Genomic DNA, 24,646 nt, shown 5'->3' with positions numbered 1-24,646 from the left:
ACTTACTTGTTTTATCAAGTATATGGCTGATGCTGACCGTATTAGGTTCCGGTGAAGTTGCTGCGCAGGACTTTGGCGAATGTCAGAGACTGGTCAAAGATTTACTGCCGGTTTTTAACCGCTCTTTTGAAGAAAACAATCCCGCATTAATAAGGGAAAAGTCTTATCAGCGCGGTATCCGCGAATTGCAGGCTGCCTACTCTCTCTATCACAAACAAGCATTTCAACCCTCCGATTCGGTTCAGCGGATGAACAACGAGGCGGTGATACTCGCGCTGCTGGGGAACTATCAGAAGGCACTGCACATCATGGAAGCGCTCGACCTGAACGAGCAGGAGCCGCAACTACGCTACAACAGAGGGCTTTTTGCATTGCTTTCCGGAAAATACGACGCAGCACGAAACGATTTCAGCCAGGCGCCCGGCGGCACACATGCAAACCTGAATACGGTCGTTTCTTTTGGTAAACAGAAAAAATACAGCGAGGCGGCTGATTTTGCAGCCGGTAATTCAGCAAAGAACAGCGGCGGCAAATGGAACTACAATCTTGGAATGGTACACAAATACAGTGGCCGGACTGAGGAAGCCATTGAAGAAGTTACCACCGCGATCAGGCAGAAAGATGAAATGGCGTTCCGGCTCCAGCGCGGCGATATGCTGATGCGGACCGGGAATGAAAAGCGGGCTGTCAAAGATTTTGAAAAAGTGGCACGTACTCATCCGAAAGCACAGATCCGATATGCAAATGCATTGCTTTCCCTCAATCAGTTTGGCCCCGCAAAGGCCGTTTTCTCCTCCTATCTCGAAACCGACGACCGCACTTTCCGGGGCGATGCTTACCTGGGAATGGCGCATTCGAATTATGGATTGAAGCAGATCAGCGAAGCGCAGCGTTACTACAAGCTGGCTTCCACGCTCAAACGTGAAACACCTGCATTGCAGTCGGGAATCGCGAATACGCATCTTTCGAAGCGCGAGTATCAGACAGCATTCACACTTTTCGACCGGGTTATAAAAAAGGATTCGACCTATTTGCCTGCCTATCTCGGCCGCGCGGTTTCATATTATGGTCAGCGTAAATACGAGCTGGCTTTGAAGGATTTTAAGAAAGCAGAAAAAGCACTGGATGAACACAACCGGTTTTTTGCCGATCTTTTTGTTACCAAAGCATTTTCCGAATACTATCTGAAACGCACCAGCGAAGCGCAGGATGATTTCCAAAAAGCGATCAAGCTCGACGCGACGCGTTACGAAGCGCTGGCAGGTATGAGCGGCATTATGATCGACCAAAAACGCTACTCGGAAGCGGGTACTTTCCTGGCAAAAGCACTGCAATACGAGCAGGGTTACGATCTGATGTGGAGCAATTACGGGAACCTGCTCCTCCACTTCGATATGTATAAAAAAAGCTATCAGGTATTCAAAAAAGCAGTTTCCCTGAATCCTTCCAATGTGAATGCACAGAACGGGTGGGGGGTAGTGCTGCTGGAAAACGATCAGCTCGACAAATCAATGGCGCTATTCGACAGCTTAGTAAGAGAAAAGCCCGACTTGCCTTTCCTGCACAATAACCACGGTATTATCCAGGCATATATCGGCAACCGCCACGATCAGAAACGTCAGGTGAATGAGGCGAATGCGCGTTATGACGGCGCTTTTGAGGATTTTAAAAAGGCAATGGAAGTAGCGCCTTCACGCAAGTTCTATAATGTAAATCAAGGAAATGTATACCGCTATCTTGAAAAATATGATGAGGCGAAACTAAGCTACCAGACCTATCAGGATAAAAGTGCATTGAACAATACCGCAATCATGTACGCGGGACAGGAGCGGATCAAGGATGCCAAATATTACCTGGGAGTAGCACTGCAAATCGATTCGCTTCACCGGGTGTTTCAATACAATATGACCGTACTTGCGAAAGGGAAGCAAAAGGAAATGATGCGACTCGTAGCCTCAGCGGGTGAGAATAGCCCGTTTTCTGATATCGGGATCAAATACAGCCGCGACGGATTTGTGACGATCTATTTGTACGATTATGAATATGACGTGCTGACCTTCCCAGGACGACACTATATGCCGCTGCCGGTTGCCGAGTACAATGAAGATTATTTTATTCCTGAATACGATTTCAAGCTGGTAGCTTACGAGAAGAAGAAGAGCGACGAAGACAAGACGAAGCGAGTCAGGTACCGGAGTCAGAAAGTGAAGTTGCCGGGCTCGCGAAATAAATCGGGCACGCATTGCCCTGTTCTTTTTTAATCTGAATTTAATAAGTTGGCGAAATCCGTGCGGAACAGGTCTGTGAGAAATATTTTCTACGTCTTCTTTACCGCGCATCCCCAACTGACGCAAATTTCTCTACTGTAAAAACACCCTTTTCTTTCTCAGAAATTAAGCTTCTCCGCGGTGCTGGGAGAAGATGTTTCGGATCTCGACAAAGCTGATCGGCTTGTCCAGGAAATAGTCTGCTCCATTTTTAAAAGCCTCGTCGCGCAAATTGGTCATGGCGCTCATTGTGACGATATAAACCTTCTTGTCCGGATATATACTTTTTATCTTCTGAATTTCGCCTATACCTTTTCCATCAGGTAAGTTGTTGTCAATGAATACCCAATCCGGCATTATTTCGGTTATGCAAGCCATACCCTCATTCAGGGATCCTGCTACCTTAATAGCCGCTTCTGGCTCCCTGATATTAAGCTGTCTCACTAGAAAATTGCGCATCAACACTCCCAAATCTCTCTCATCTTCAATAATTACAATCTTCATAGCGATGTGTCGAAAATAAATTTAGTCATCAATAGCGGAGGTACTTAAGATAGCTTGTACTGAATGTAGTTGAGGTCTCTGTTGCAATAATCCTGCCATTTAAGAGCTTTTTGGAGTGAGAGCCGGGACAATGGTTTGTCGAAATTATTCAGTGGGCATTATTTGAGTTTCTTCTTGTCCGGCTTTTCCGCTATTTAGGAATTTTTCTTTACAGGTTCGGGACGGGAATTATTATTAGTATTTCTTGTAGTGCATTGATTTTCAACTTATTAACTAAAATATATGGACTGAGGAGGAGCTGGTAAGGATTTTGCTCAGATACTGGAAATGATTGTTCACATTAACGCTAAAACTATGTCAGGTAATAAAGTGATTTTGGGTGTAATATCAGCTGCCGTTGTAGGAGCGATTATCGGGTTGCTTGTAGCTCCGGAAGAAGGAGCGCAAATCCGGAAAAAGATCAAGAAAAGAACAAATAGTCTCGCCGGCGATCTGATTGATGCACTTGAAAAAAGCAAGCAAAGTGCAAAAGACACAGCGGAGAACCTGAAAGAAGAAGGCTCGGCATTGAAAGACGAGGCGGTTAACAAAGCCGCAGAATATACTGATACCGCTAAGCGCGAATTCAACGATTTTAACTAAATATTATAAGGCCGGAACCCACCAGTTCCGGCCGACTTTATTTTCACACCACCATGGAAAGCAACACAGATCCATCAGCGGATCAAAAGCCGAAAGTTTCCGTATCCAATACGGTCGATTACATTAAAGAATTGCTTACCGCCGGCCCGCAAAGCGCTACCGGCCGGGGACTAGAACTTGGTGTGGGCGCAGTACTTGCACGCACTGCATTGAAACGCTTACCCGCACCGCTTAACTTCGTAGTTCCGATGGTTGTGGAAAAGGTGATATTAAAACACGGCGTCGACGAAGGCCGTGATCTGTTACTAAAAGGGCTCAGGTGGGTCAAAAAGGCGACTGACGAAAAGCCGGAAGTGTTATCCTGATTTCGGCTTAACTATACAAGTAAAACCCTTCCAGCGAAGGGTTTTTTATTTTACATGCGCTGCTTAAAAAAGATGGTTGGCTTGGGGAAAGATAGAATCCGGGTCGGCAAGCCTTTTGTTTAAAACATTTCTGTCTCTTTATTCCGGTCTCGGACAGGCGGCTGCGAAAATCGTACTGAACGAAGTTTTCAACCTCAAATGAAGTGGGCAAGGCGTTACCGGGAAAGTCATTTCTGATCACCGGCCCTTTCTACACTTATGATTATCAGGCAAATATATTTTGCGCTGAAACAGGAAAACAAAAAGCTTGCGAGCATCTGTCTCGAAGCTGTCAGATTGATCCGCCTTGTCCGGAAATGGTATTTGGAATCCGGCGAATAGTACTGACCGTGTGGAGTATCCCTACTTTCTGAATTATAATACTCAGTCTGTGGAAATAACTACGCAATCTTTGCAATCGCTGTTCCGCGTTACCTGAACATTGAATAAAGAATTGTAAATTTAAAGCATTAAGAAAATTACCATCTTACCGTTACTTGCTCTATGCAAAGACAGACGCAGACGCAAAGGCAGACCTTAAAATATTCTCCATTACAAATTCAAATGCTGAACCTACTGCATTTGACAACCATGGAGCTTGAGCAGAGAATCAAAGAAGAATTAGAGGAAAACCCGATTCTAGAAGAGGGTAAAGAGGAGAATGCCGCAGAGGAAGCTTCCGACGATCTGCAGGATCCAGCTGATACCGGAACAGGAGAGGACAATTCGGTTCAGGATTATTACGACTGGGACGAATTCAGGGACGACGATGTGCCCGACTACAAGACTTATGCAAATAACCAATCGGCAGATAATGAGCTATATACGCGGCCGATGGTGGAGTCAATCTCGTTTCGCGACGATCTCAAACAACAAATCCATTTTCTAAGACTAAACGAGCGCCAGCAGCTGGTGGCAGACTTTATCCTCGATTCGTTGGATGAAGATGGTTTCCTAAGACGCGAGAGCGACGTGATAGCAGATGATATTTCGTTTGCCAACAGCATGTTCATCGATACCGACGAGGTGAATGCAATGCTGAAAGTGATACAGCAGCTTGACCCACCGGGTATTGCTGCGAGTGACCTGCGTGAATGTTTGCTAATCCAGCTGAACCGCATGGAAACGCAGAATGATACGTGGAAATCGGCTTACCGCATTGTAACCGACGCATTCGACGAGCTGGGTTCCCGCAATTATGACAAGATCATGCGGATTACCGGCCTCGACGAAGAAGCTTTGAAAAAGGCAATTCAGCTGATCACTACATTAAACCCTAAGCCAGCCTCCGGACTTCGCAATGATTCAATAGTGAATGAAAGCATCAAGCCGGATTTCATGTTATGGTATGCAGAAGACGGTGAGATAGAAGTACAGCTGACCTGGGGAAACAGCCCTGCCCTGAAACTGAGCAAGGTATTTACAAAAATGGCGGAGCAGAAGAACGACAAAGCCACCAACCAGTTCCTGAAAAACAAGATGAACTCGGCGAAATGGTTCATAGACGCCATTAAGCAGCGGGAAAATACAATGCTGAGCACATTGAAAGCGATTGTGCGGCTGCAATATGATTACTTCCAGTCTGGTGATGTTAAGAAACTGAGACCGATGATCCTCAAAGATGTGGCCGAAATTATCGATATGGATATTTCCACGGTTTCGAGGGTTACTACCAATAAATATGTGCAAACACCGTTCGGGATCGTTTTGTTGAAAGACCTGTTTACGGAAGGTGTTACGAATGAAGACGGTACCGAGGTATCTAATAGAGAAATCCAGGAGGCGATCAGGGAAATTGTTGTCGCGGAGGATAAGAGACACCCGTACAACGACCAGCAGATTACCGATATGTTGTCAGAAAAAGGCTATTCAGTAGCCCGACGGACAGTAGCAAAATATCGGGAGCAGCTGAACATACCCACCGCTAGATTAAGAGTGACTATTTAAATCTAAATTAAGCCCTAAAAACCAGGCATGAAAAAAATTGTTGTTGTTGATGATGAGGCAGATATTTGTTTTCTGTTGAAAAGGTTTTTGTCGAAGAATGATTTCATAGTAGAAACAGCACAAAACGGGAAAGATGGTCTCGCATTGATCGAATCGATCTCGCCGGACCTTGTCATGACGGACTTTCGCCTGGGCGATATTACAGGAACCGAATTGCTGACTGCCATTAAGGCGAAACGGCCAAATGTGCCGGTGCTGATCATTACTGGCTATTCAGATATTAAAATCGCTGTAAGCGTCATGAAGCTGGGCGCTTACGATTATATCACTAAGCCGCTTTTTCCTGACGAAATATTAGTCACAGTGAAAAAAGCGATTGCGGATGCGGAATCTTCTCAAAACGAAGAGCAAATGTACACCGCGTCGGCTACCTCAGGCACTACGTCTGAAAACAGTCCGAAACCTGCGAGAAAGATGAATCCACGCACCAAGGCCGGCTATATCATGGGAACTTCGGAAGTTTCCGATAACCTTTTCCGGCAGGTTGACCTGGTAGCGCCTACCAATTTCAGTGTGATCATTTATGGAGAAAGTGGTTCGGGAAAAGAAGCGATTGCGCAGGAAATCCACAACAGATCCCGTCGGAAGGATATGCCTTTTGTAGCGATGGACTGCGGTGCTATTTCAAAAGAACTGGCAGGTAGCGAGCTTTTCGGACACGAAAAAGGATCGTTTACAGGAGCACTTCAAACCAAAATAGGGCATTTCGAGCTTGCTAACGGCGGTACTTTGTTTTTGGATGAAGTTTCCAATTTATCCTACGAGATCCAGGTTGCATTGTTGCGCGTAGTACAGGAACGTAAAATGCGCCGCATCGGCGGATCAAAAGAAATCGACCTCGATGTACGTATTATCGTTGCGAGTAACGAGCGGTTGCTGGAATCGGCGAAAACCGGGAAATTCAGAGAAGATCTTTACTATCGTTTCAATGAATTTACCATTGAAGTACCCGCGTTGAGAAACCGGAAAGACGACCTGATGTTGTTCGCGAACTCGTTTCTCGAAACCACAAATGCAGAGCTGAACAAGAGTGTAAGCGGATTTTCGGAAGAAGTGAAAAGCGACTTCCTGAACTACTCCTGGCCGGGTAACCTTCGCGAAATGAAGAATGTGATCAAAAGGGCCACATTACTTTCCGACGGCGACCTGATCGAAGAAAAATCGCTGCCTTTTGAAATTGTAAATTATCGCAAGCTGAAAGACCTCGACGAGGAACCTGCCGCTGTTGCGCCTGCTGCTCCCGGGATTGTAGAACCGGTGGACGGAGACGATTCCAAGCCGAGTTTGAAAACAGTGGCTAATGAAGCTGAATATGATATGATCATGCAGGTTTTGAGGGATGTAAATTTCAACAAAAGCAAAGCGGCCCGTTTACTGAACATCGACAGGAAAACGCTTTATAATAAAATGAAGCAGTTTGACATTTAGTGGTAAAGGGTAATGCGGCATGAACAACAAACTAATAAAGGTACTTCTCGTTGATGACGACGAAGATGATTACTTCTTAACGAGGGAGTATTTTAATGACCTCGTCAACTGGAAATTTGATATCACCTGGTGTGCAACGTTCAGGGATGCGGAGAAGGAGATCAAAACTAAAAAGTATGATCTCTACCTTTTCGATTATCTGCTCGGCGAAAGTACAGGTATTGACCTGATCGATCTGGCCTGCCAGTTTGAATGCGAGGAACCGATCATACTTCTGACTGGAAAAGGCGATACTAAGATCGCTGTCGAAGCACTGCGCCTGGGCGCTGCCGATTATCTGATTAAAAGTGAGCTCGACGCTGAAAAGCTGGAAAGGAGCATCAGGTATGCGCTGGAAAGAACTTCGGTTTTAAAAGCACTGAAACACAGCGAAAGAAGGTATCGCCGTGTTTTTGAAGAGTCTAATGATTTTCTGTTTATCAGTGATCTAGCAGGCAATATCATCGATTTGAATGCTTCCGGCAGCGTCCTGACAGGATATGCAGAAGACGATCTCAAATTGAAAAATATCGTCGAACTGATTGAGGATCCGCAATTTAATGCACTCTGGGGAAATATTAAAGACCACACCATTCACGATCACGAAGTGCGGCTGCTTACCAGGGAAGGCGATAAAAAGTACTGTCTCTTTTCCGCTTCGGTAGAAATAGACGACGATCACCCTTACATTCAGGGGCGGCTGCATGATATGACCGCCAGAAAGCAATCGGAACGCGAGCGTTTATTTTCCGAAAAAATGGCTGTTACCGGTCGGCTCGTGCGCATGCTGGCGCATGAGGTACGTAACCCGCTTACAAATGTGAACTTGTCGGCCGAGCAACTCGAAATGGAGCTGACGGACGAAGACCAGAAATTTTATACACAGATCATCAAGCGGAATTGTACCCGTATCAACGATCTGATATCCCAGCTACTGCAACCCTCCAATTCTGCTGATATAGAGTTGGTTAACAATTCGGTACATACTGTTTTGAGTCAGGCAATAGGAGCGGCGCTTGACCGTGTGCAATTGAAGCGGATCCAGATCGTCACCTATTTTGCAGAAGAAGAACTGGCTATCCCGCTCGATTCTGTTTCCCTGCAAATGGCTTTTCTCAACCTGATAACGAATGCGATCGAGGCGATGGAGGAAGATAAAGGTATTCTTACTATTTCCACCAGAAACCACAGTGAAGGTGTTCAGGTGATCTTTACAGATAATGGTTCAGGCATTAGTGAAGAGCATATTGAGAAGATCTTCGAGCCTTATTTTACGGGTAAAAATAATGGTATGGGGATCGGGCTTTCGACTACTATGAGCATTATTCACGCCCACCACGGACGCATCGATGTGCAATCAGAGGTGGGGGTCGGTACTACATTTACGATCACTTTCAAGCCGAATGCGCCTATCCCCGACGCGCAGATCTGACATTCGCCGTATTAAAAGCAGGCGCAGTCTGCACGTATAAGGCCCACCGCCAGAATCGGATCACATTTTCAGCGTTATGCCGCGTATGCATTTTTTGTCTTGCGATTGAAGAATGCGTATATGATCGGGAAGACTAGCAAGGTCAGCACCGTCGCTGTGATCAGTCCGCCGATCACGACGATAGCAAGTGGCTTCTGCGTTTCCGAACCAATACCTGTTGATGTTGCAGCCGGAAGCAATCCGATCGCCGCCATTAATGCGGTCATTACCACCGGCCTGATCCGCGATTTTACACCTTCCCTGATCGCCTCGTCGAGCGGCATTCTCGCCGACAGGTTTTTATTAAATACCGAGATCAGGATCACCCCATTCTGAACGCAGAGCCCGAATAGGGCTATAAATCCGACCCCGGCGGAAATGCCGAAGTTCATGTGCGTCACGTGCAGCGCAAGTATTCCGCCAATCAGCGCGAATGGAACGTTGATCAACACCAGACCTGCATCTTTTGCATTATTAAACATAATGAAGAGGAGTATGAAAATTCCGATAAGGCTGATCGGTACCACTTGGCCGAGCCGCTCTGTTGCCCGCACCTGGTTCTCGAATTCACCCGACCAATTGACTGAATAGCCTTTCGGAAGATTTTGCAGCATGGGTTTCACCCGGCTTTGTGCATCGGCGATTGTACTCCCAAGGTCACGCTCACGCACCGAGAATTTTACACCGATAAAGCGTTTGTTATTATCCCTGTACACAAATGCAGGTCCGGTTACGGTTCGAATGCTGGAAATTTCTTTCAACGGAATCTTGCCGCCGGTAAGCGTAGGGACCATCAGCTGCTGAATGTCGTCGACGTTGCTGCGGTACTGCTGCTCGTAACGAAGCCTGATATCAAATTTTCGTTCGCCTTCGTAAAGGATCGAGGCCGTTTTACCACCGATTGCCATTTCTATGACCGCCTGCGCGTCGGCAATGCTCACGCCATATTGCGCCATTTTATGATCATGCAGGATCACGCTCACTTCGGGCTGACCGATATTCCGCAAAATACCGACGTCCTTAATCCCCGGCACATCCTTGATCGCTTCGAGCACTTCGTTTGCCTTGTTATTCAGCGTTTCCAGATCGTCACCATAGATTTTTACGGCATTACTGGCATTCATTCCCGCCACGGCCTCGGCCACATTATCAATAATCGGCTGTGAATAGTTGTAGTTGATTCCCTGGAACTGTTTCAGCTTGGTGTCCATTTCTTCGATCAGCTGGTCCTGCGTGATCTTGCGCGTCCATTCAGATTTCGGTTTCAGGTTCACCTGCATTTGAACATAGTAAAAACCGGAAGGATCTGTTCCGTCATTTGAGCGACCGGTTTGGGATAAAACGCCATTTACTTCCGGGAACTCATTCAGTTTACCGCGCAGAATGCTCACCATTTTAATAGTCTCATTCAAAGAGCTGCTCATCGGCATTTTCGCTTCTACCCACAATGCGCCTTCATTCAGAGTAGGAAGGAATTCGGTACCGAGGAATTTGGCAGAGAAAAGGGTGACACTCAGGAAGATCATCGCGAAAAGAACACTTAATCTTTTGCGCGCATAGCACCATTCAAAGCCCCGGGAAACGGAGCGGTCAAAGAATCGTACGATCGGATTACTTTTTTCACGTACGTTTTTATTAAGCAGCATGGAACACAGTACCGGCACCAGCGTGAGCGTGTATAGCAATGCACCAAGCAAAGCAAAACCCAGGGTAAAAGCGAGCGGCGTGAACATTTTTCCCTCTACTTTCTGAAAACTGAAAATGGGTATCAATGCGGTGATAATGATGAGTTTGGAAAAGAATATCGCCTTTCCGAGCTCGCCGCCGGTTTTCTTGATCAGTCCCATTTTCGCGAGCCTGTTATAACGCGCCATGCCATTTTTGTGCGCCAGGTGATCGAGCGCCACGAATATCCCCTCCACCATAACCACCGCCCCGTCGATGATGATACCAAAGTCGATCGCCCCCATCGAGAGTAAGTTGGCCGACATTCCCATGAGTTTGAGGCACATGAATGCAAAAAGCAGCGCAAGCGGGATGATGATTGATACGATAACCGTCGTGCGCCAGTCGGCCATGAAAATGAATACGATCACCGTTACCAGCACAATACCTTCAATGAGGTTGTGCTTCACGGTATGCGCACAAAATTCGATGAGGTTGTCCCGGTCGTAGAACGTCACCATTTTCACGTCCGGCGGCAGGATCTTCGTATTCAGTTCCTCTACTTTTTCCTTGATACGCGCCAGTACCTCGCTTGGATTTTCGCCTTTGCGTTGTACTACAATACCTTCCACCACATCATCATTTCCATCGAGCCCCACCTGCCCGACGCGCGGCATATCCGATTCTTTCACGTCCGCCACATCCCTGACCAGCACGGGGTTATCTTTTACAAATTCAACGATAATGTTCTCAATATCAGGAATAGAATTGAGCAAGCCGATTCCACGCACCACATAAGCCTGCCCGTTTTTCTCAATCACGTCGCCGCCTACATTGATATTGCTTTTTGAAACCGCCTGGTATACTTCCAGCGGCGTAATGTTGTATTTGACAAGCTTGGTAGGGTTTACCTGGACTTCGTAGATCTTCTCCCGTCCACCAAATGCAACTACGTCGGCCACGCCCGGGATACTTCTCAGTTGCCTGTCAATCACCCAATTGTGCAGCGTGAGCAACTCGCGGCTGTCGCGGTCTTTGCTTTTCAATGTAAACCTGAAAATCTCTCCGGTAGGACCATACGGCGGCTGAACATCAGGTTCCACGCCGTCGGGCAGCGAAATGTTCCTGAGCTGATTATTGACCTGCTGCCGGGCGAAAAAGTCTTCTACATGGTCATCAAAAATGATCTTGATAATGCTCAGACCAAACATCGTCGTGCTCCTGACGTTGGTTTTCTGCTGCACCGAGTTCATCGCCACCTCGATCGGCACCGTCACAAACCGCTCAATCTCCTCGGCGCTACGCCCATTCCATTCGGTAACGATGATGATCTGTGTATTGGTAACATCCGGAAAAGCTTCCAGCGGCGTATTGCGATAGCTGACAATACCCGCCACAATCAGCAGGCCGGTCATGAAGAATATGAAGAACCGGTTTTTCAAAGAAAACCCGACGATCCCACGGATGAATTTGTTCATCTTTGCAGCTTTGAAGAAATTTTAAACTGATAGTATTGCTCGAAGTAGTTCGGATTTGTTCGAGGTCGTTCGGGTTTGTTAGAAATGGCTTCTCATTTTTTTACTACTTCGAACCACTTCGAACCGCTTCGAACCGTTTCAAACGACTTCAAACCCTCCTCCCTTTAATCATTCAACGCGTCGTACACGAGCAGCTGATTTTTTGAAATGACGGTTTCTCCGGGTTTTAGGCCGGATTTGATGTAGGTACGGTTGGCCAGGGAGCGGTAAACGTCTACCGGACGGGTTTCGATTTTCGAGCGGCTGTGATATACCATTACCCAGTTCTTACTCCGGTCGAAAATGATCGCTTGCGAGGGGATCGCCTGCATTTCGCTGCCTTCCTCGAAGTTCAGGCATACAGTTGCGTGCATTTCGGGTTTTAGTTTAAAACCTACATTTTGAAGCTGAATGCGAATCTTCATTGCCTTGGTATCCGGGTCGAGGACGTTATATATTTTGTCAACTTTTCCTTTGAATATCTCGTCCGAAAAGCTGATCGTGCGCACTGCGGCGGGCATTCCAAGCTTAATGCGGGGAATGTCGCTTTCATTCACATTCGCCATTACCCACACATCGGCGATCTGGCCGACTGTAAAGAGGCTTTCGCTATTGTCCGACCGGAGCTGCATGCCGCGGTTGACATTTTTATCAATAATAAAACCATTGATCGGCGACTTTACCGTGTAATTTGTGGATTTACCCAAACCATAAATGGAGAAAATCTCCTTCACTCTGTTCAGCTCCGCCTGCGCCTTGTCCACCATCTGCCGCGCAGAAATCACGTCGCGTTCGGGTACCAGTTTGCTTTCAAACAGATCTTCGGTTGAAGACAGATTCTTTTGCGCTACCAGCAGATCAGACTGCGCCTGGATCATTTGCCGCTCAAAATCAGCTACTTCGCCTGACCGGATCACGGCCAGTTTTTGACCTTTCTGCACATTATCGCCGAGTTCCACATCCACTTCTTCCACGTTCCCACCTACCAGCGGGTAAATCTTGATCACCTGGTTTTCGTCAGGAACTACCTTTCCCACCAGCGTCAGTTCGTTGCGCACTGCTTCTGTTCGAACAGTATCGAGTGTAATGCGGCTCATCATGGTATCCGACAGCATGAATGCTTTCGACTCCTCAATATGCTCCTTCTTCTCGCAAGCTGCCAGACTGAGCCCGGCGACTGCAAATGCAGCTGCATAAAATATTTCCTTCCTCATAACTTGAAATGGCAATGCCACCGGTAAATGGTAATCTTTTAGAAATTTCAGTTGAATAGCTCTTCGCCGACTACGTAGTTCAGCTCTTCGTAAACCTTGATGCGATCGGCCTGCAACCGGTTATATTCCTGGATGCTTTCGTTGTAGGTTTCAATAAAATCGATGAATTCGAGGAGGGTTATATTTCTTTTCTGGAAGTTGTCGTAAATGCCGGTACTCAACAGCTGGAACTGATCTGTGAACTGATTTTCAACGCTCTGATAAGCTTTTTCCGCAATATTTACCTTCTCGATTGCAGCGTCAACCTGGTTACCAATGCTGTTTTGCCGCGCATTTTCAGCCGTTTTATAATAGCTGATATTCGTTTTCGCAGCCCTGATATTTCCCTGGTTCCTATTAAAAAATGGCAAGGAAATGGACGCATTCACACCGAAATAATTGTTGACATAGTTACTCGCCTGATCGTAAACCGCCCCGATCTCGATATCGGGTACGGCGAGCGCTTTTTGTAAGGTGTAGTTGAGTTCCGCCTCTTTGGTCAGCGACTGGGCTACTTTCAGGTCTGCTCGGCTTTGTAACGCTTTCTCTTTCAGTACCGACGGTGTGTATCTGGCTAGCTCGTAGCGACGGATATCCGAACTGTCCACAGTCGGTTTTACTGGCCGGTCGGTATTAACCAGCGTACGCAGGTCGCGTTGGTTTTCCTGTATTTCAAAAAGAATATCGGCGCGGTTGTTTGAGAGCTGGAATAGCAATGCTTTCAGGCGGACTACCTCTTTCAGCGAAATATTTTTGCGTTCATATTCCTTCTGAAACGCGGCTACGGTCGTAGTAAGGGTATTGATCTGATTATCATAGAGTGCGATCGTCTGTTCCAGGTAATAAGACTCGAAGAAGATCTCTCGCAGCTCGAACTTTAATGTGCGGATCAGGTCATAAAACTGGTATTCACTCTTGCGCGTCGACTCCACGTCGAGCGCCACCTGCTTGTTACGCTTGCCGGCACGCGTGATCATTTGTGAGATCGTAAACGCTTTTTGCCCATTCTTGCCCACATCAAATGCACCTCGGGAAGGATTGTAGGCACTTACCTCAACCCCAAACGTGGGATTGTTCCAAAGTTTATCCTGGATCTCCATCGACTTGGCAATATCGATCTGGTATTTTTCAGCAAGTAATTCGAGATTGTTTTGGAGAAAAAGGCTGTCAGCCTGTCTGATAGAAAGTCGGAGCGTGTCCTGTGCGTGTAAAGTGTGTGCAAGGGAAACGAACAGCCCGAAAATGTAGATTCGCATGTTTTCTGTTTTAGAACGATGCGATATTCGGGAACCAGTATTATAGCAGGCTTAAAACGAAGTTAGAAAAAAATTAGAAGTACCCTTTACCCCTAAATCCCCTGGGAGGGGACTTTTGCTGCTTGTACCCCTAAATCCCCTAGAGGGGACTTTGTGCTTGTACCCCTAAATCCCCTAGAGGGGACTTTTCTATTGTACGCGCCTCTTATCGATACCAAAGAATGAACCCCCTTCAGGGGGCAGGGGGAAGGGCAGGGGGCCAGGGGGTCAAACATGCTCTAATTGCACCTTGAACTCACTTCCTACACCCATTTCACTCGCGACCGAGATAGTGCCGTGGTGCAGCTCGATGATGCGCTGACAGATTGAAAGGCCAATTCCAAACCCGGGTTGGTCGGCGGCCTGAGTTGCTCTGAAAAATGGGTCAAAAATATGCGGCAGGTCGTTTTCACTGATCCCGATCCCGTTATCCTTTACTTTAACCGTACAGAATTTCGGGTCCGTGGAGATAATGATGCTGGCGTGCCGATCGCTGGAATATTTGCACGCATTATCAAGCAGATTCACAAGTACCCGTTTCAATAATTCCTCATTTCCTTTTACGACCGTTTCATTACCATTTTCCGGAATGCGCTCATAATCAATATCCACGCGGTAGGCAGGGTGGGAGGTGAGCAGTTCGTCTTTCGCCACAAAAACCAGATCCTCAATGTGGATAGTGGTCATTTTGAAATTAGTGGAGTTCTCGTAGGAGCGGGCGAGGAAAAGCAGACTATTCGTAATGCTGATCAGCCGCTCGGTGTCCGAAAACAAATTGGCGAAAACCTCTTCCAGCTCCGCATTGTTTTTGGTAAATCGCTGCCCCAGCTGGATCTCGGACTTCAATGCGGCCAGCGGCGTGCGCAACTCGTGCGAAGCGTGCGAAACAAAGCTTTTTTGTTGTTCAAATGCATTATTCAGCCGCGCAAGCACGGTATTGAAATTAATAGCCAGCTGCGCAATCTCATCTTTCCGATCGCCTTCATCGAGTTTTTGGGAAAGATTTTGAGCAGTAATCAGCGAAACCTGTTCGTTGATCCGGCTGATCGGCCGCAGTGCATTGCCCGCGAAATAAATCCCCAGCCCGATCGTGACAGCAATTCCCGCCAGCAGACCCCAGCCGAGGGTATGTTTCAAGTTGGTGAGCTTGCTATGTCCAAAAGTATCGTAAGCCGAAGCCAAAACCACCAGTGGCTCGCTTTCATCCTGATACAGCAAGCCAATCACCTCATTTTCACCCTGATGATATTCAATATACCTTTCCTTTCGTACTTCGTCGAGCAGCGAAGCCTGGTAAGTAAGCAGCTTATCGTCGACGCTCGAATACACCATTTCGTTCTGGCTGTCGAATATCAGTACCTTCTCATCGAGCATTTCGGAAAGGGTATTCTGGTCGATCGCTTTGAGCAAATGTTTGTCAATCCCCTGCACTTTCACGAGCAGCCGGCAGGTAGTCTGGGCGCGGCTTTTCAGTCGGTCGTAAAATTCTTCCTGTCTGTAATGTTCTGATACACTGTAAATAGCGAGTGAAAATATAAGCAGTATCGCCGCTACCAAGAGCGTGAATTGTAAAGCGATACGTTCCTTTATTTTCATGTCCACTAATTATTCCTCTCTCATAATGTAGCCCATTCCCGGACGCGTGTGGATCAGTTTTACAGCAAAATCCTTGTCTACTTTTTTGCGTAAATAATTGATATAAACCTCCACGACATTGGTTCCGGGATCAAAGTTGAGGTGCCACACATGCTCTGCCAGGTCCATTTTGGATACGACCCGCCCCCGGTGCTGCATGAAGTATTCCAGCAATGCAAATTCCTTGGCTGTCAGCTCAATAGGATTCCCAGCCCGTTTCACCTGCTTGGTTCCCAGGTTCATTTCCAGGTCGGCGATACGCAGGGTTTTGTCAGTCGATTCAGGATTATTTATTTCTGATATCCGGAGCGCCGCATTAATTCTTGCTAGCAATTCCCTGAAATCGAACGGTTTGACGATATAATCGTCTGCGCCACGGTTTAGCCCTTCCACCTTATCTTCAATCTCCCCGTAAGCAGTGAGCATAATAATTGGTAATGCCGGTTTGTAAATGCGGATCTGCTGGCAAACTTCATATCCGCGCATTCCCGGCAGGTTGACATCCAGTAACACCAGATCAAACTTTTTATCCAACGCAAGCTGCTTGCCGGTGATCCCGTCGTAAGCGATTTCGGGTTCAAACTGCTCGGCAGCAAGACCTCGGAATATATTCTGGGCAATTCTGCGGTCGTCTTCTACAATCAATATTTTTTTCATCATGCCTGAAAAAGTGAGCCGCTATAACACGGTAAGTGCCTGTTCCAGATCCTGGATCAGATAATCTGCGTCTTCCAAGCCCAGGTACATCCGCGCCATTCTGTGTTTTTCAATGGTTGGATCAAAAGTTTCGGGAGCAATACCGGCGGCCTGCGGCAATATCAGCGACTCGTGCCCGCCCCAGGAAACTGCTACCAGAAAATGTTTCAATGAATAGGTAAACCGCTCGATCGCTTCGTGGGAATCAGCCTTTAAAACGATCGTAAGCAAGCCGCAGGCGCCAGATAGCTGCTTTCTAGCCAATTCTATCTGCGGGAAATTTTCATCAAATGGAAAGATAACGCGCTCGATCTTGGGATGATTTTTGAGAAAACCAATCACCTTTTCGGTCGTCTTGGTAATGTGCTGCAACCGAACCGGCAATGTGCGCAGCCCGCGCAGGATCAGCCACGCATTGAAAGGCGAAATACCTGAACCGTTGTTCAAAAGCTGCTCATTGAATATCTTTTGCAGCATATCCTTTTTACCCGTCAAAACGCCCGCCACTGTGTCACTGTGACCACCGAGGTATTTCGTCGCCGATTGCAGGCTCAGGTCAATACCGAGCGAGATTGGTTTTTGGTGTAAAGGCGTGGAATAGCTGTTATCGACGATGGTAATAATCCCCCGCTCTTTCGCCAGCCGGGCCACAGCTTCCAGGTCCTGCATTTCAAAAGTGTTCGAATTGGGGCATTCCAGGTATATAATGCGCGTATTTGGTAAAATCGCTTTCTCGAAATTCTCGATCCTGGTACCGTCAATGTAGGTAGTTGTTACATTGAAACGGGGAAGCATATTGTCAAACATTCGCCAGGCCCAGCTGTAAGGTTTGTCCACCGAAACAATATGGTCGCCGGCACCGACATTTGCCAGAACAGAAGCAAAAATAGCCGATGCGCCGCTGTTGAAAACGAGTGCATCTTCTGCGCCGTCGAGCGCAGCCAGTTTTTTACGCAAAATCTCAATAGTCGGGTTCTTGCCTCTGGAATATAAATAGGCAGAATCTTCGTCTTCAAATGCTTTCCTTAAATCTTCAAAAGTGTCGAAAACGAAATTGCTGGATTGAACGATCGGTGGAGATACTGCATTGAAATACAGGCTCCTATCTTCGCCCAACTCGTTTAGTATATGGGAAATTTCCATTAATAAGAGGTTAAATCTTAATGTTTTGGCAAAAAGGATATTCGCTTATAAAATCACAGGATATCCTTGGGAATGATCTCTGCAATCGCTTCGGCGGGCGCTTCAAATACGATCCCCTGTTCGAGCGAATGGATGATTGCCTTATTGCTGTGTGCAAAATAGCAGGTATCCACCCCCAGCTCCTGTATATTTTTTAAAAGCACCGTAGCCTCAGGTTTTGGCCGCTTGCGCGTTTGACGAATATAAACTGCGCGGATATTGGAAGGAAAAGTCCTGCAAATTTCTTCATAAATCTCAGGATCTTTCTGCGAATCGTCACCGAGTAATATGAATTGCAATTCGGGATAAAAATTAATGATATTATGGATCTTCCGAAGCTTGTGCAAATGGGAGCCGCCGCCGGTCATTACAAAATCGTCCAGTCCGGACTTGATTTTTTTTAATTTCAATATTGCCTTAGGCAGGCCGTTCAATTCTGCAAACCTGACGATCATATCATACAGGTTCCACTCACTGCTTGATACATAGAAAAAAATGTTGCTCTCTTTTTGCGGGTGGGTCCGGCTTGCAAAGGAAAGTAGCTGGTAATGTTTTACCACATCGTCGAAAGGCTTCCTGGCCTGTACATTGCGCGCCAGCAGCACAAATAGTTTTCGAAACGAGCGGCGGCTGTGGGAAATCAGGAAAGTATCGTCAATGTCGGAAATTAGTCCGTAGGACGTTTTATAGGGTAAAAAGAATTCCTCGGTACTTACAGCGTGGTATTTTTTTCCGTTCACCTCATCGTCCACAGTCACTTCATAGGTGTGCCAGCCACTGGGCAAAGTTTCGGTCAGCGGGACCTGGAAACGGAAATAACCATCTGCCTCGGCGGTCGTTTCAGCCGTTACGTTACCGACTTTGAGGAAAACTTTAAGGAATGGAACAGGTTTAACAGAGAACAATTCTATGATCGTTCTCGCGTACCGAAAGCCGCTACGTGTGTACTTACGATCACCGGAAGGATATTTTTTGACAATATGCCCAAATACAACCAGTTCCTTTTTATTCGCATAACCGCGATACAGCTTCAAGTCACAACGTTTCATACTTATCTTTAACCCACTTAGACTTCAGGTCCCTAATTTAGCCAATATGTTTTCAGAACGAAAAGTTTTGCTGGTTGTTAATCCGATCTCCGGAGATGTCAACAAGGATGTAATTTTTGAAAGAGTGATAGAAAAAACGGGCCAGGACGGATATGACCTGCGCATTTACTCTACCACAGGCGAGCACGATCTCGAAACGATCCGGGAGATGGTGACCACATTGAAACCTGAGCGGATACTGGTAGCAGGCGGCGACGGGACAATATCGCTGGTAGCACAGGCTGCGTACGGTTTCGACGTGACTATGGGTATTATTCCCGCCGGGTCTGCCAATGGACTTTCGGTAGATTTTGGTCTTTCAGGTTCTCTGGAGCAGGCGATTGAAGTGGCATTTGGTGAAAAGATCATGCACATGGACGCAGTTTCGATCAACGGCGATATCAGCCTGCATTTGAGTGATTTAGGGTTAAATGCATTACTGGTCAAAAACTATGAAAACAGCGAGACCCGCGGAAAGCTGGGGTATGCGCGGGAAATGCTGAAAACGCTGAGTGAACACGAGAATTTCCTCGCAAAAATCACTGTGGATAATGAAGTGATCGAGACCGATGCGTTGATCGTGATCATTGCAAATGCCCAGAAATACGGAACCGGCGTTACGATTAATCCGGCGGGAGATATGGCAGACGGATTTTTTGAACTGGTAATAGCCAAAAAGCTTGATTTTATTGAAACGGCCAAGATCCTGGCCGGCAATACAGATTTCAATCCCGAGATCATGCGCGTTATTTCAGTCAAAAATGCTGTGATTGAATGTCTGGACAAAGAGGCGCATTTTCAGATCGACGGAGAATATAAAGGAATGGTGACAAAAGTTGAGGCGCATATTTTAGAGAAGTATATTAAGGTGGCGGTATTGTAGTGCCAAACCAGTAGTTCTCCGCCAGCAGGGCTTTTTTGTCAAAACCTATAACTCTTTACCATTCTACAAATGAAGGCTGTTTTTCTCTTGCTATCCGGGTTGATTTTTTGTCATTTTAAAAGTGCCGGACAGGCTGTTGAGCTTTGTCAGGGCGCTTATTTTACCGAGCAGCAGGGAAAGGAGTTTCTTGAAAAACACAAAGTAACTTCGAAAGTAGCCTGGGAAACCCGCTCGGCGCAGATCAGAAAACAGATCCGCGAAGGAATGGACCTGCAAACTTTACCACCAAAACCAGCTTCAAAACCGATGGTTCACAGTCGCAAGGAAATGGATGGTTACTCAATAGAAAGTGTTGCTTTTGAGAGTCTGCCGGGCATTTATGTTACTGGTAACCTGTACAAACCACTCAAAAAACAGAGATCTTACGCCGCTATTCTCAGTCCGCACGGACACGGCGAAAACCCGCACGGACGTTTTCGCGAGCAAACCCAAAAACGCTGCGCTACTCTTGCCAGAATGGGCGCGATCGTATTCGTTTGGGATATGGTAGGGCAGGGAGATGCAAAACAATGCGAGCATAAGATGCCGAAAGCGCTCAAATTGCAAACGATCAATAGCATTCGCTCGCTCGATTACATCCTTTCTATTCCCGGTGTTGATCCTGAGCGCGTGGCAGTTACAGGCGAATCGGGTGGCGGTACACAAACTTTTCTCTTAGCCGCACTGGATGATCGGGTGAAAGTATCCGTGCCGGTTGTGATGGTCTCGAGTTACTTTTTCGGAGGATGTGTGTGCGAAAGTGGCATGCCGATTCATAAAAAAGGAGATTACCAGACTAATAATGTAGAAATAGCCGCACTGGCAGCTCCGCGGCCGATGATCATGATCTCGGACGGAGGAGACTGGACCAAAAATACGCCCGAAGTCGAATATCCTTTTGTTAAAAGTATTTACAGTTTGTATGGAAAAACGGACCGGCTGGAAGCTGTTCACCTGCCCGACGAAAAGCACGATTTCGGTCCTTCGAAGCGAAATGCAATGTATGCTTTCATGGCGAAACATCTGAAACTCGACCTGAAAGAGGTTTCTGATGCATCCGGAAAAATCAATGAGGAGCCGGCAAAAGTTCTGACCCAAAAAGAACTCGAAGTTTTCAATGAAGCGCACCCGCGGCCAGACAATGCGGTAATGGGCGACGCAGCTGTTATGGGACTTTTGTAACAGTTTTCGTCCATGATCATCATTATCGTTTTCGCTGCAATTGTCTTCATTGTCCTCAGTTCCACTGTTTTCAAACTGCATCCGCTCGTCGGTTTGCTGCTGGCGGCGATCGGCGTGGGCGTCTTTGCAGGGCTTCCTATTGACAAACTTGCCGAAACGATCGGGAAAGGTTTTGGGGAATTAATGTCGAAAATCGGTCTGATGGTGATATTAGGCTGCGTGATCGGCGCTATTCTCGATAAATCGGGCGCGGCGATCAAAGTGGCGGATGTGATATTGAAGCTATTTGGCGAAAAGCGTCCGGCATTAGCTATGTCGGTGATCGGTGGAATTGTTGGGATACCTGTTTTCTGCGATTCCGGGTTTATTATTTTGCACAAACTCAATCAGATAGTTGCTAAAAGAACGGGACAGCCGCTGGCGACCGTGGCACTCTCTCTTTCCGGAGGATTATTTGCTACCCACACATTGGTGCCGCCTACTCCGGGCCCATTGTCAGCTGCGGGTAATTTAGGCATCGCCGATTCGGTGGGGCTGGTGATATTGATCGGTTTGGTGGTTTCTATTCCAAGTCTGTTTCTTTCGACGTGGTTTGCAGGAAAGTATGCGAGGGATGTTGCAATCGTGTCGGATGCAGCGGTAGAGGAGCCGGTTATGGTTCCTGCAAATCAGCTTCCGCCGGCCTGGAAAGCATTTATGCCTATTGTTCTTCCTATTTTATTGATTACCCTCGCTTCCTTTGCACGTATTCTCAACTTTCCTGATTTGTGGATAAAATGGCTGGGTTTCTTTGGCAGTCCGCTGGTTTCCTTTCTGCTGGCGATCTTTTTCAGCTATTCCCTATTTGCGGACTCGGCAGCTGAGCGCATGATGGAATGTTTCAAAAGTGGGATTGAGCATTGCGGTACCACACTCGTATTAGTAGGTGCCGGTGGCGCATTTGGGGCTATTTTAAAGGAAACACCCTTGAAGGAAATGGTGAGTGTGTGGCTGCTGAACAACGAAATGTCGGGCGGTTACCTGCTGTTGATCGCATTTGTGATCGCGCTCTTTTTCAAAACAGCGCAAGGTTCTACTACTTCTTCCATGGTGCTGACAACCAGCATCCTGGCTCCCTTGTTGGCTTCACTAGGCTTTGTAACACCAATCCAAATTACCTTGGTAGTAATGGCGGTGGGGAGCGGCGCAATGGTCGTGTCACACACAAACGACGCCTGGTTCTGGGTAGTATCACAGTTCACAGGCATCTCAGCAAGAGATACTTATCGCACCCATACGATCTTGACAGGTTTGCAGGGCCTAGTGAGCTTCGCGGCGGTGATGGTTTTGTATTGGATATTAGTGTAAAAAACAAAAGATACTTTATGCTCTCACCTTATATTCTATCCCGGATTTTTTAATTTCTGCTGCAAATGAACTGGCAGCGGAATTCAGTTCTTGCGATGATATTGGATGTGGTTCGATACGAGTATCAAATTGTGAGGCTAGCATCATAAGCTGAACCTGAATATTGAATCGTTCCTGATCGGGTAGGTGATTAAGGATCAAAGCAATGTCTATATCACTTTCTGTTCTATCATTTCCTGTTGAATACGATCCGAAGAGATAAGCACTGACCAAACCCGGAAGTTTTTTTGCCACAGCAGCTATATAATCTTCTATTTTTCGATTAATTCCTTGATCCATATCCTATTTTTTTGAAGTTCATCTACCCATTTACCAGTGAATTCCAATGTACAGGTTTTCTGAAAACTCAATTTATAATCATCATATCTACCATTGATATTGAATGCAGTAACCGAGACTAGAAACAATTTCTGATCATCAGTCAAAGCCAGATTACATTTGTCCGCCAGTCGAAGTAAATTATGAGTGAATGGAGGATGTTCATTATTGATTTTCACAAACAGACCCTTAAGCAGTTTTTCGATCATTAAATGTCCGAGAAAAAGACTCCAGCTATACTTTCTATTTAAGAAAAGAACCTGCATTGTTTCAAAGTCGTCGTCTGAACTTTCAATCCAATAATTCAGTTGCTTATCCCGGTCGAAATTCTGCTCCATTTAATTATGATATAAATGATAGTCGACTGTAAGATAACAAAAAAGGCATGATATTATCGCCCTAAAAAAAACAATAGCCGAGGACAGATATCCCCGGCTATTGATGTTTATCTAAATCTTATCTTAAACGCCCAGCTCGGCCAAAACTTCTGAAACTTTCGCTGCGGCTTCTTTGAATTCGATTGCAGACTGCACTTTCAGACCAGATTCGTTGATAATCCGTGCGCCTTCTTCTGCATTCGTTCCTTGCAGACGAACGATAATAGGTACAGGAATTTCGCCGATCGCTTTGTAAGCTTCCACAACTCCGGCAGCCACGCGGTCGCACCGTACGATACCACCAAAGATGTTGATCAGAATCGCTTTTACGTTCGGGTCTTTGAGAATAATACGGAAACCAGCTTCAACAGTACGTGCGTTCGCGCCACCCCCAACATCAAGGAAGTTAGCGGGCTCACCGCCAGAAAGCTTGATAAGGTCCATTGTTGCCATTGCAAGCCCGGCGCCATTTACCATACAACCTACGTTTCCGTCCAGTTTCACGTAGTTCAGGTTGTTTGCACCTGCTTCTACCTCCAAAGGATCTTCTTCGTTGGTATCGCGCATTTCAGCCAGCTCGGGGTGACGGTACAGTGCGTTATCGTCCAGATCAACCTTTGCATCAACTGCTAATATCTTATTGTCAGATGTTTTCAAAACCGGGTTGATTTCGAACATCGCAGAATCACTTTCTATATAAGCTTTGTAAAGAGAAGTGATGAATTTCACCATTTCTTTGAAAGCATCGCCTTCCAATCCAAGAGCGAAAGCTACTTTACGTGCCTGAAACGGCTGCAATCCAACTTTTGGATCGATCCATTCCTTCATGATTTTTTCAGGAGTATGCTCTGCAACTTCTTCAATGTCCATACCGCCTTCGGTGCTGGCCATGATCACGTTACAGTTTCTGCCGCGATCCAGAAGGATCGATAGATAGTATTCTTTCGGCTCGCTGGCGCCTGGATAGTAAACGTCTTCGGCGATAAGTACTTTGTTTACTCGTTTTCCCTCGGGACCAGTCTGGTGGGTCACCAATACTTTACCCAGAATATTGTTGGAGATAGTCCTTACATCTTCTACTGATTTGGCAAGCGCCACGCCACGTTGTTCGGTACCAACGATGCGGCCTTTTCCGCGGCCACCGGCATGAATTTGGGATTTTACAACATACCATTTGGTGCCCGTTTGCTGGCTTAGCTCGCGAGCTACTTCCACTGCCTTATCAGGAGTGTCGGCTACAAGGCCTTCCTGAATACGCACACCGTATTTTTTAAGAACGCTTTTGCCTTGATATTCGTGAATATTCATGAGTATAAAAGTAAATTGGTATTTTCACGGCAAATTAAG

The 24,646-nt window shown here is 46.5% G+C and carries 20 protein-coding genes; 9 read left to right on the top strand and 11 right to left on the bottom strand.

The annotated features are described in order from the left end of the window. The first annotated feature begins 29 nt into the window (after positions 1-29). A complete protein-coding gene (locus tag KOD92_RS05905; protein WP_229254545.1) occupies positions 30-2,261 on the top strand; it encodes a tetratricopeptide repeat protein in 2,232 nt (743 codons plus the stop codon). Between the two features lie 132 nt (positions 2,262-2,393). On the opposite strand, the gene KOD92_RS05900 is transcribed toward KOD92_RS05905, so the two are convergent. Further along, positions 2,394-2,771: a response regulator gene (locus tag KOD92_RS05900; RefSeq protein ID WP_215232554.1), complete on the bottom strand. Its 378-nt coding sequence runs from the start codon at positions 2,769-2,771 to the stop codon at positions 2,394-2,396. A gap of 354 nt (positions 2,772-3,125) precedes the next feature. Between KOD92_RS05900 and KOD92_RS05895 the strand changes: the two genes are divergently transcribed. The 5 genes from KOD92_RS05895 to KOD92_RS05875 all read left to right on the top strand — a co-directional run bounded on the left by KOD92_RS05895 (position 3,126) and on the right by KOD92_RS05875 (position 8,723). After that, positions 3,126-3,413 carry a YtxH domain-containing protein gene (locus KOD92_RS05895; RefSeq protein ID WP_215232553.1) on the top strand — a complete coding sequence of 96 codons (288 nt, stop codon included), beginning with the start codon at positions 3,126-3,128 and terminating at the stop codon, positions 3,411-3,413. 53 nt (positions 3,414-3,466) lie between these two features. Further along, positions 3,467-3,778 (top strand): hypothetical protein, encoded by a 312-nt coding sequence (locus tag KOD92_RS05890; RefSeq protein WP_215232552.1) that lies wholly within the window; start codon positions 3,467-3,469, stop codon positions 3,776-3,778. A 543-nt stretch (positions 3,779-4,321) separates the two neighbouring features. Then, a complete protein-coding gene (gene rpoN, locus KOD92_RS05885) occupies positions 4,322-5,764 on the top strand; it encodes an RNA polymerase factor sigma-54 (RefSeq protein ID WP_215232551.1) in 1,443 nt (480 codons plus the stop codon). Positions 5,765-5,791: 27 nt separating this feature from the next. Further along, entirely contained in the window at positions 5,792-7,252 is a 1,461-nt protein-coding gene (locus tag KOD92_RS05880) for a sigma-54-dependent transcriptional regulator (protein WP_215232550.1), read from the top strand. Between the two features lie 19 nt (positions 7,253-7,271). After that, on the top strand, positions 7,272-8,723 hold the full coding sequence (locus KOD92_RS05875; protein WP_215232549.1) for a hybrid sensor histidine kinase/response regulator: 1,452 nt from the start codon (positions 7,272-7,274) through the stop codon (positions 8,721-8,723). A gap of 74 nt (positions 8,724-8,797) precedes the next feature. Here KOD92_RS05875 and KOD92_RS05870 read toward each other — a convergent pair whose 3' ends face one another. From KOD92_RS05870 to KOD92_RS05840, 7 genes are all read right to left on the bottom strand, one after another. Beyond that, entirely contained in the window at positions 8,798-11,905 is a 3,108-nt protein-coding gene (locus tag KOD92_RS05870) for an efflux RND transporter permease subunit (protein ID WP_215232548.1), read from the bottom strand. Positions 11,906-12,069: 164 nt separating this feature from the next. Further along, the gene (locus KOD92_RS05865; protein WP_215232547.1) at positions 12,070-13,158 is read right to left on the bottom strand and encodes an efflux RND transporter periplasmic adaptor subunit; all 1,089 of its coding nucleotides are present in this window, start codon (positions 13,156-13,158) and stop codon (positions 12,070-12,072) included. A gap of 47 nt (positions 13,159-13,205) precedes the next feature. Continuing rightward, positions 13,206-14,453 carry a TolC family protein gene (locus KOD92_RS05860; RefSeq protein ID WP_215232546.1) on the bottom strand — a complete coding sequence of 416 codons (1,248 nt, stop codon included), beginning with the start codon at positions 14,451-14,453 and terminating at the stop codon, positions 13,206-13,208. 267 nt (positions 14,454-14,720) lie between these two features. After that, complete coding sequence (locus KOD92_RS05855) at positions 14,721-16,088, bottom strand: sensor histidine kinase (protein ID WP_215232545.1); 1,368 nt, start codon at positions 16,086-16,088, stop codon at positions 14,721-14,723. Positions 16,089-16,097: 9 nt separating this feature from the next. Next, positions 16,098-16,784 (bottom strand): response regulator transcription factor, encoded by a 687-nt coding sequence (locus KOD92_RS05850; RefSeq protein WP_215232666.1) that lies wholly within the window; start codon positions 16,782-16,784, stop codon positions 16,098-16,100. 21 nt (positions 16,785-16,805) lie between these two features. After that, the gene (locus KOD92_RS05845; RefSeq protein ID WP_215232544.1) at positions 16,806-17,966 is read right to left on the bottom strand and encodes a trans-sulfuration enzyme family protein; all 1,161 of its coding nucleotides are present in this window, start codon (positions 17,964-17,966) and stop codon (positions 16,806-16,808) included. 53 nt (positions 17,967-18,019) lie between these two features. Further along, positions 18,020-19,054: an App1 family protein gene (locus tag KOD92_RS05840; protein ID WP_215232543.1), complete on the bottom strand. Its 1,035-nt coding sequence runs from the start codon at positions 19,052-19,054 to the stop codon at positions 18,020-18,022. 46 nt (positions 19,055-19,100) lie between these two features. Between KOD92_RS05840 and KOD92_RS05835 the strand changes: the two genes are divergently transcribed. From KOD92_RS05835 to KOD92_RS05825, 3 genes are all read left to right on the top strand, one after another. Further along, the gene (locus tag KOD92_RS05835; RefSeq protein WP_215232542.1) at positions 19,101-19,976 is read left to right on the top strand and encodes a diacylglycerol/lipid kinase family protein; all 876 of its coding nucleotides are present in this window, start codon (positions 19,101-19,103) and stop codon (positions 19,974-19,976) included. Positions 19,977-20,045: 69 nt separating this feature from the next. After that, complete coding sequence (locus KOD92_RS05830) at positions 20,046-21,197, top strand: alpha/beta hydrolase family protein (protein ID WP_215232541.1); 1,152 nt, start codon at positions 20,046-20,048, stop codon at positions 21,195-21,197. Between the two features lie 12 nt (positions 21,198-21,209). Beyond that, positions 21,210-22,544, top strand: a complete 1,335-nt coding sequence (locus tag KOD92_RS05825) for a GntP family permease (protein WP_215232540.1) — start codon at positions 21,210-21,212, stop codon at positions 22,542-22,544. 15 nt (positions 22,545-22,559) lie between these two features. Here the strand turns inward: KOD92_RS05825 and KOD92_RS05820 are convergent, their stop codons facing one another. The 3 genes from KOD92_RS05820 to sucC all read right to left on the bottom strand — a co-directional run bounded on the left by KOD92_RS05820 (position 22,560) and on the right by sucC (position 24,607). Then, a complete protein-coding gene (locus KOD92_RS05820; protein WP_215232539.1) occupies positions 22,560-22,883 on the bottom strand; it encodes a nucleotidyltransferase domain-containing protein in 324 nt (107 codons plus the stop codon). Further along, positions 22,856-23,260 carry a HEPN domain-containing protein gene (locus KOD92_RS05815; protein WP_215232538.1) on the bottom strand — a complete coding sequence of 135 codons (405 nt, stop codon included), beginning with the start codon at positions 23,258-23,260 and terminating at the stop codon, positions 22,856-22,858. Before KOD92_RS05815 ends, KOD92_RS05820 begins: the two co-directional genes overlap by 28 nt. A 123-nt stretch (positions 23,261-23,383) precedes the next feature. Beyond that, positions 23,384-24,607: an ADP-forming succinate--CoA ligase subunit beta gene (gene sucC, locus KOD92_RS05810; RefSeq protein ID WP_215232537.1), complete on the bottom strand. Its 1,224-nt coding sequence runs from the start codon at positions 24,605-24,607 to the stop codon at positions 23,384-23,386. Positions 24,608-24,646: the final 39 nt, after the last annotated feature.

Origin of the sequence: Dyadobacter linearis (assembly GCF_907165045.1) — a bacterium.
Lineage (GTDB): Bacteria > Bacteroidota > Bacteroidia > Cytophagales > Spirosomataceae > Dyadobacter > Dyadobacter linearis.
Note: the sequence above shows the minus strand (reverse complement) of the source record. Positions and strands in the feature narration are given on the sequence as shown.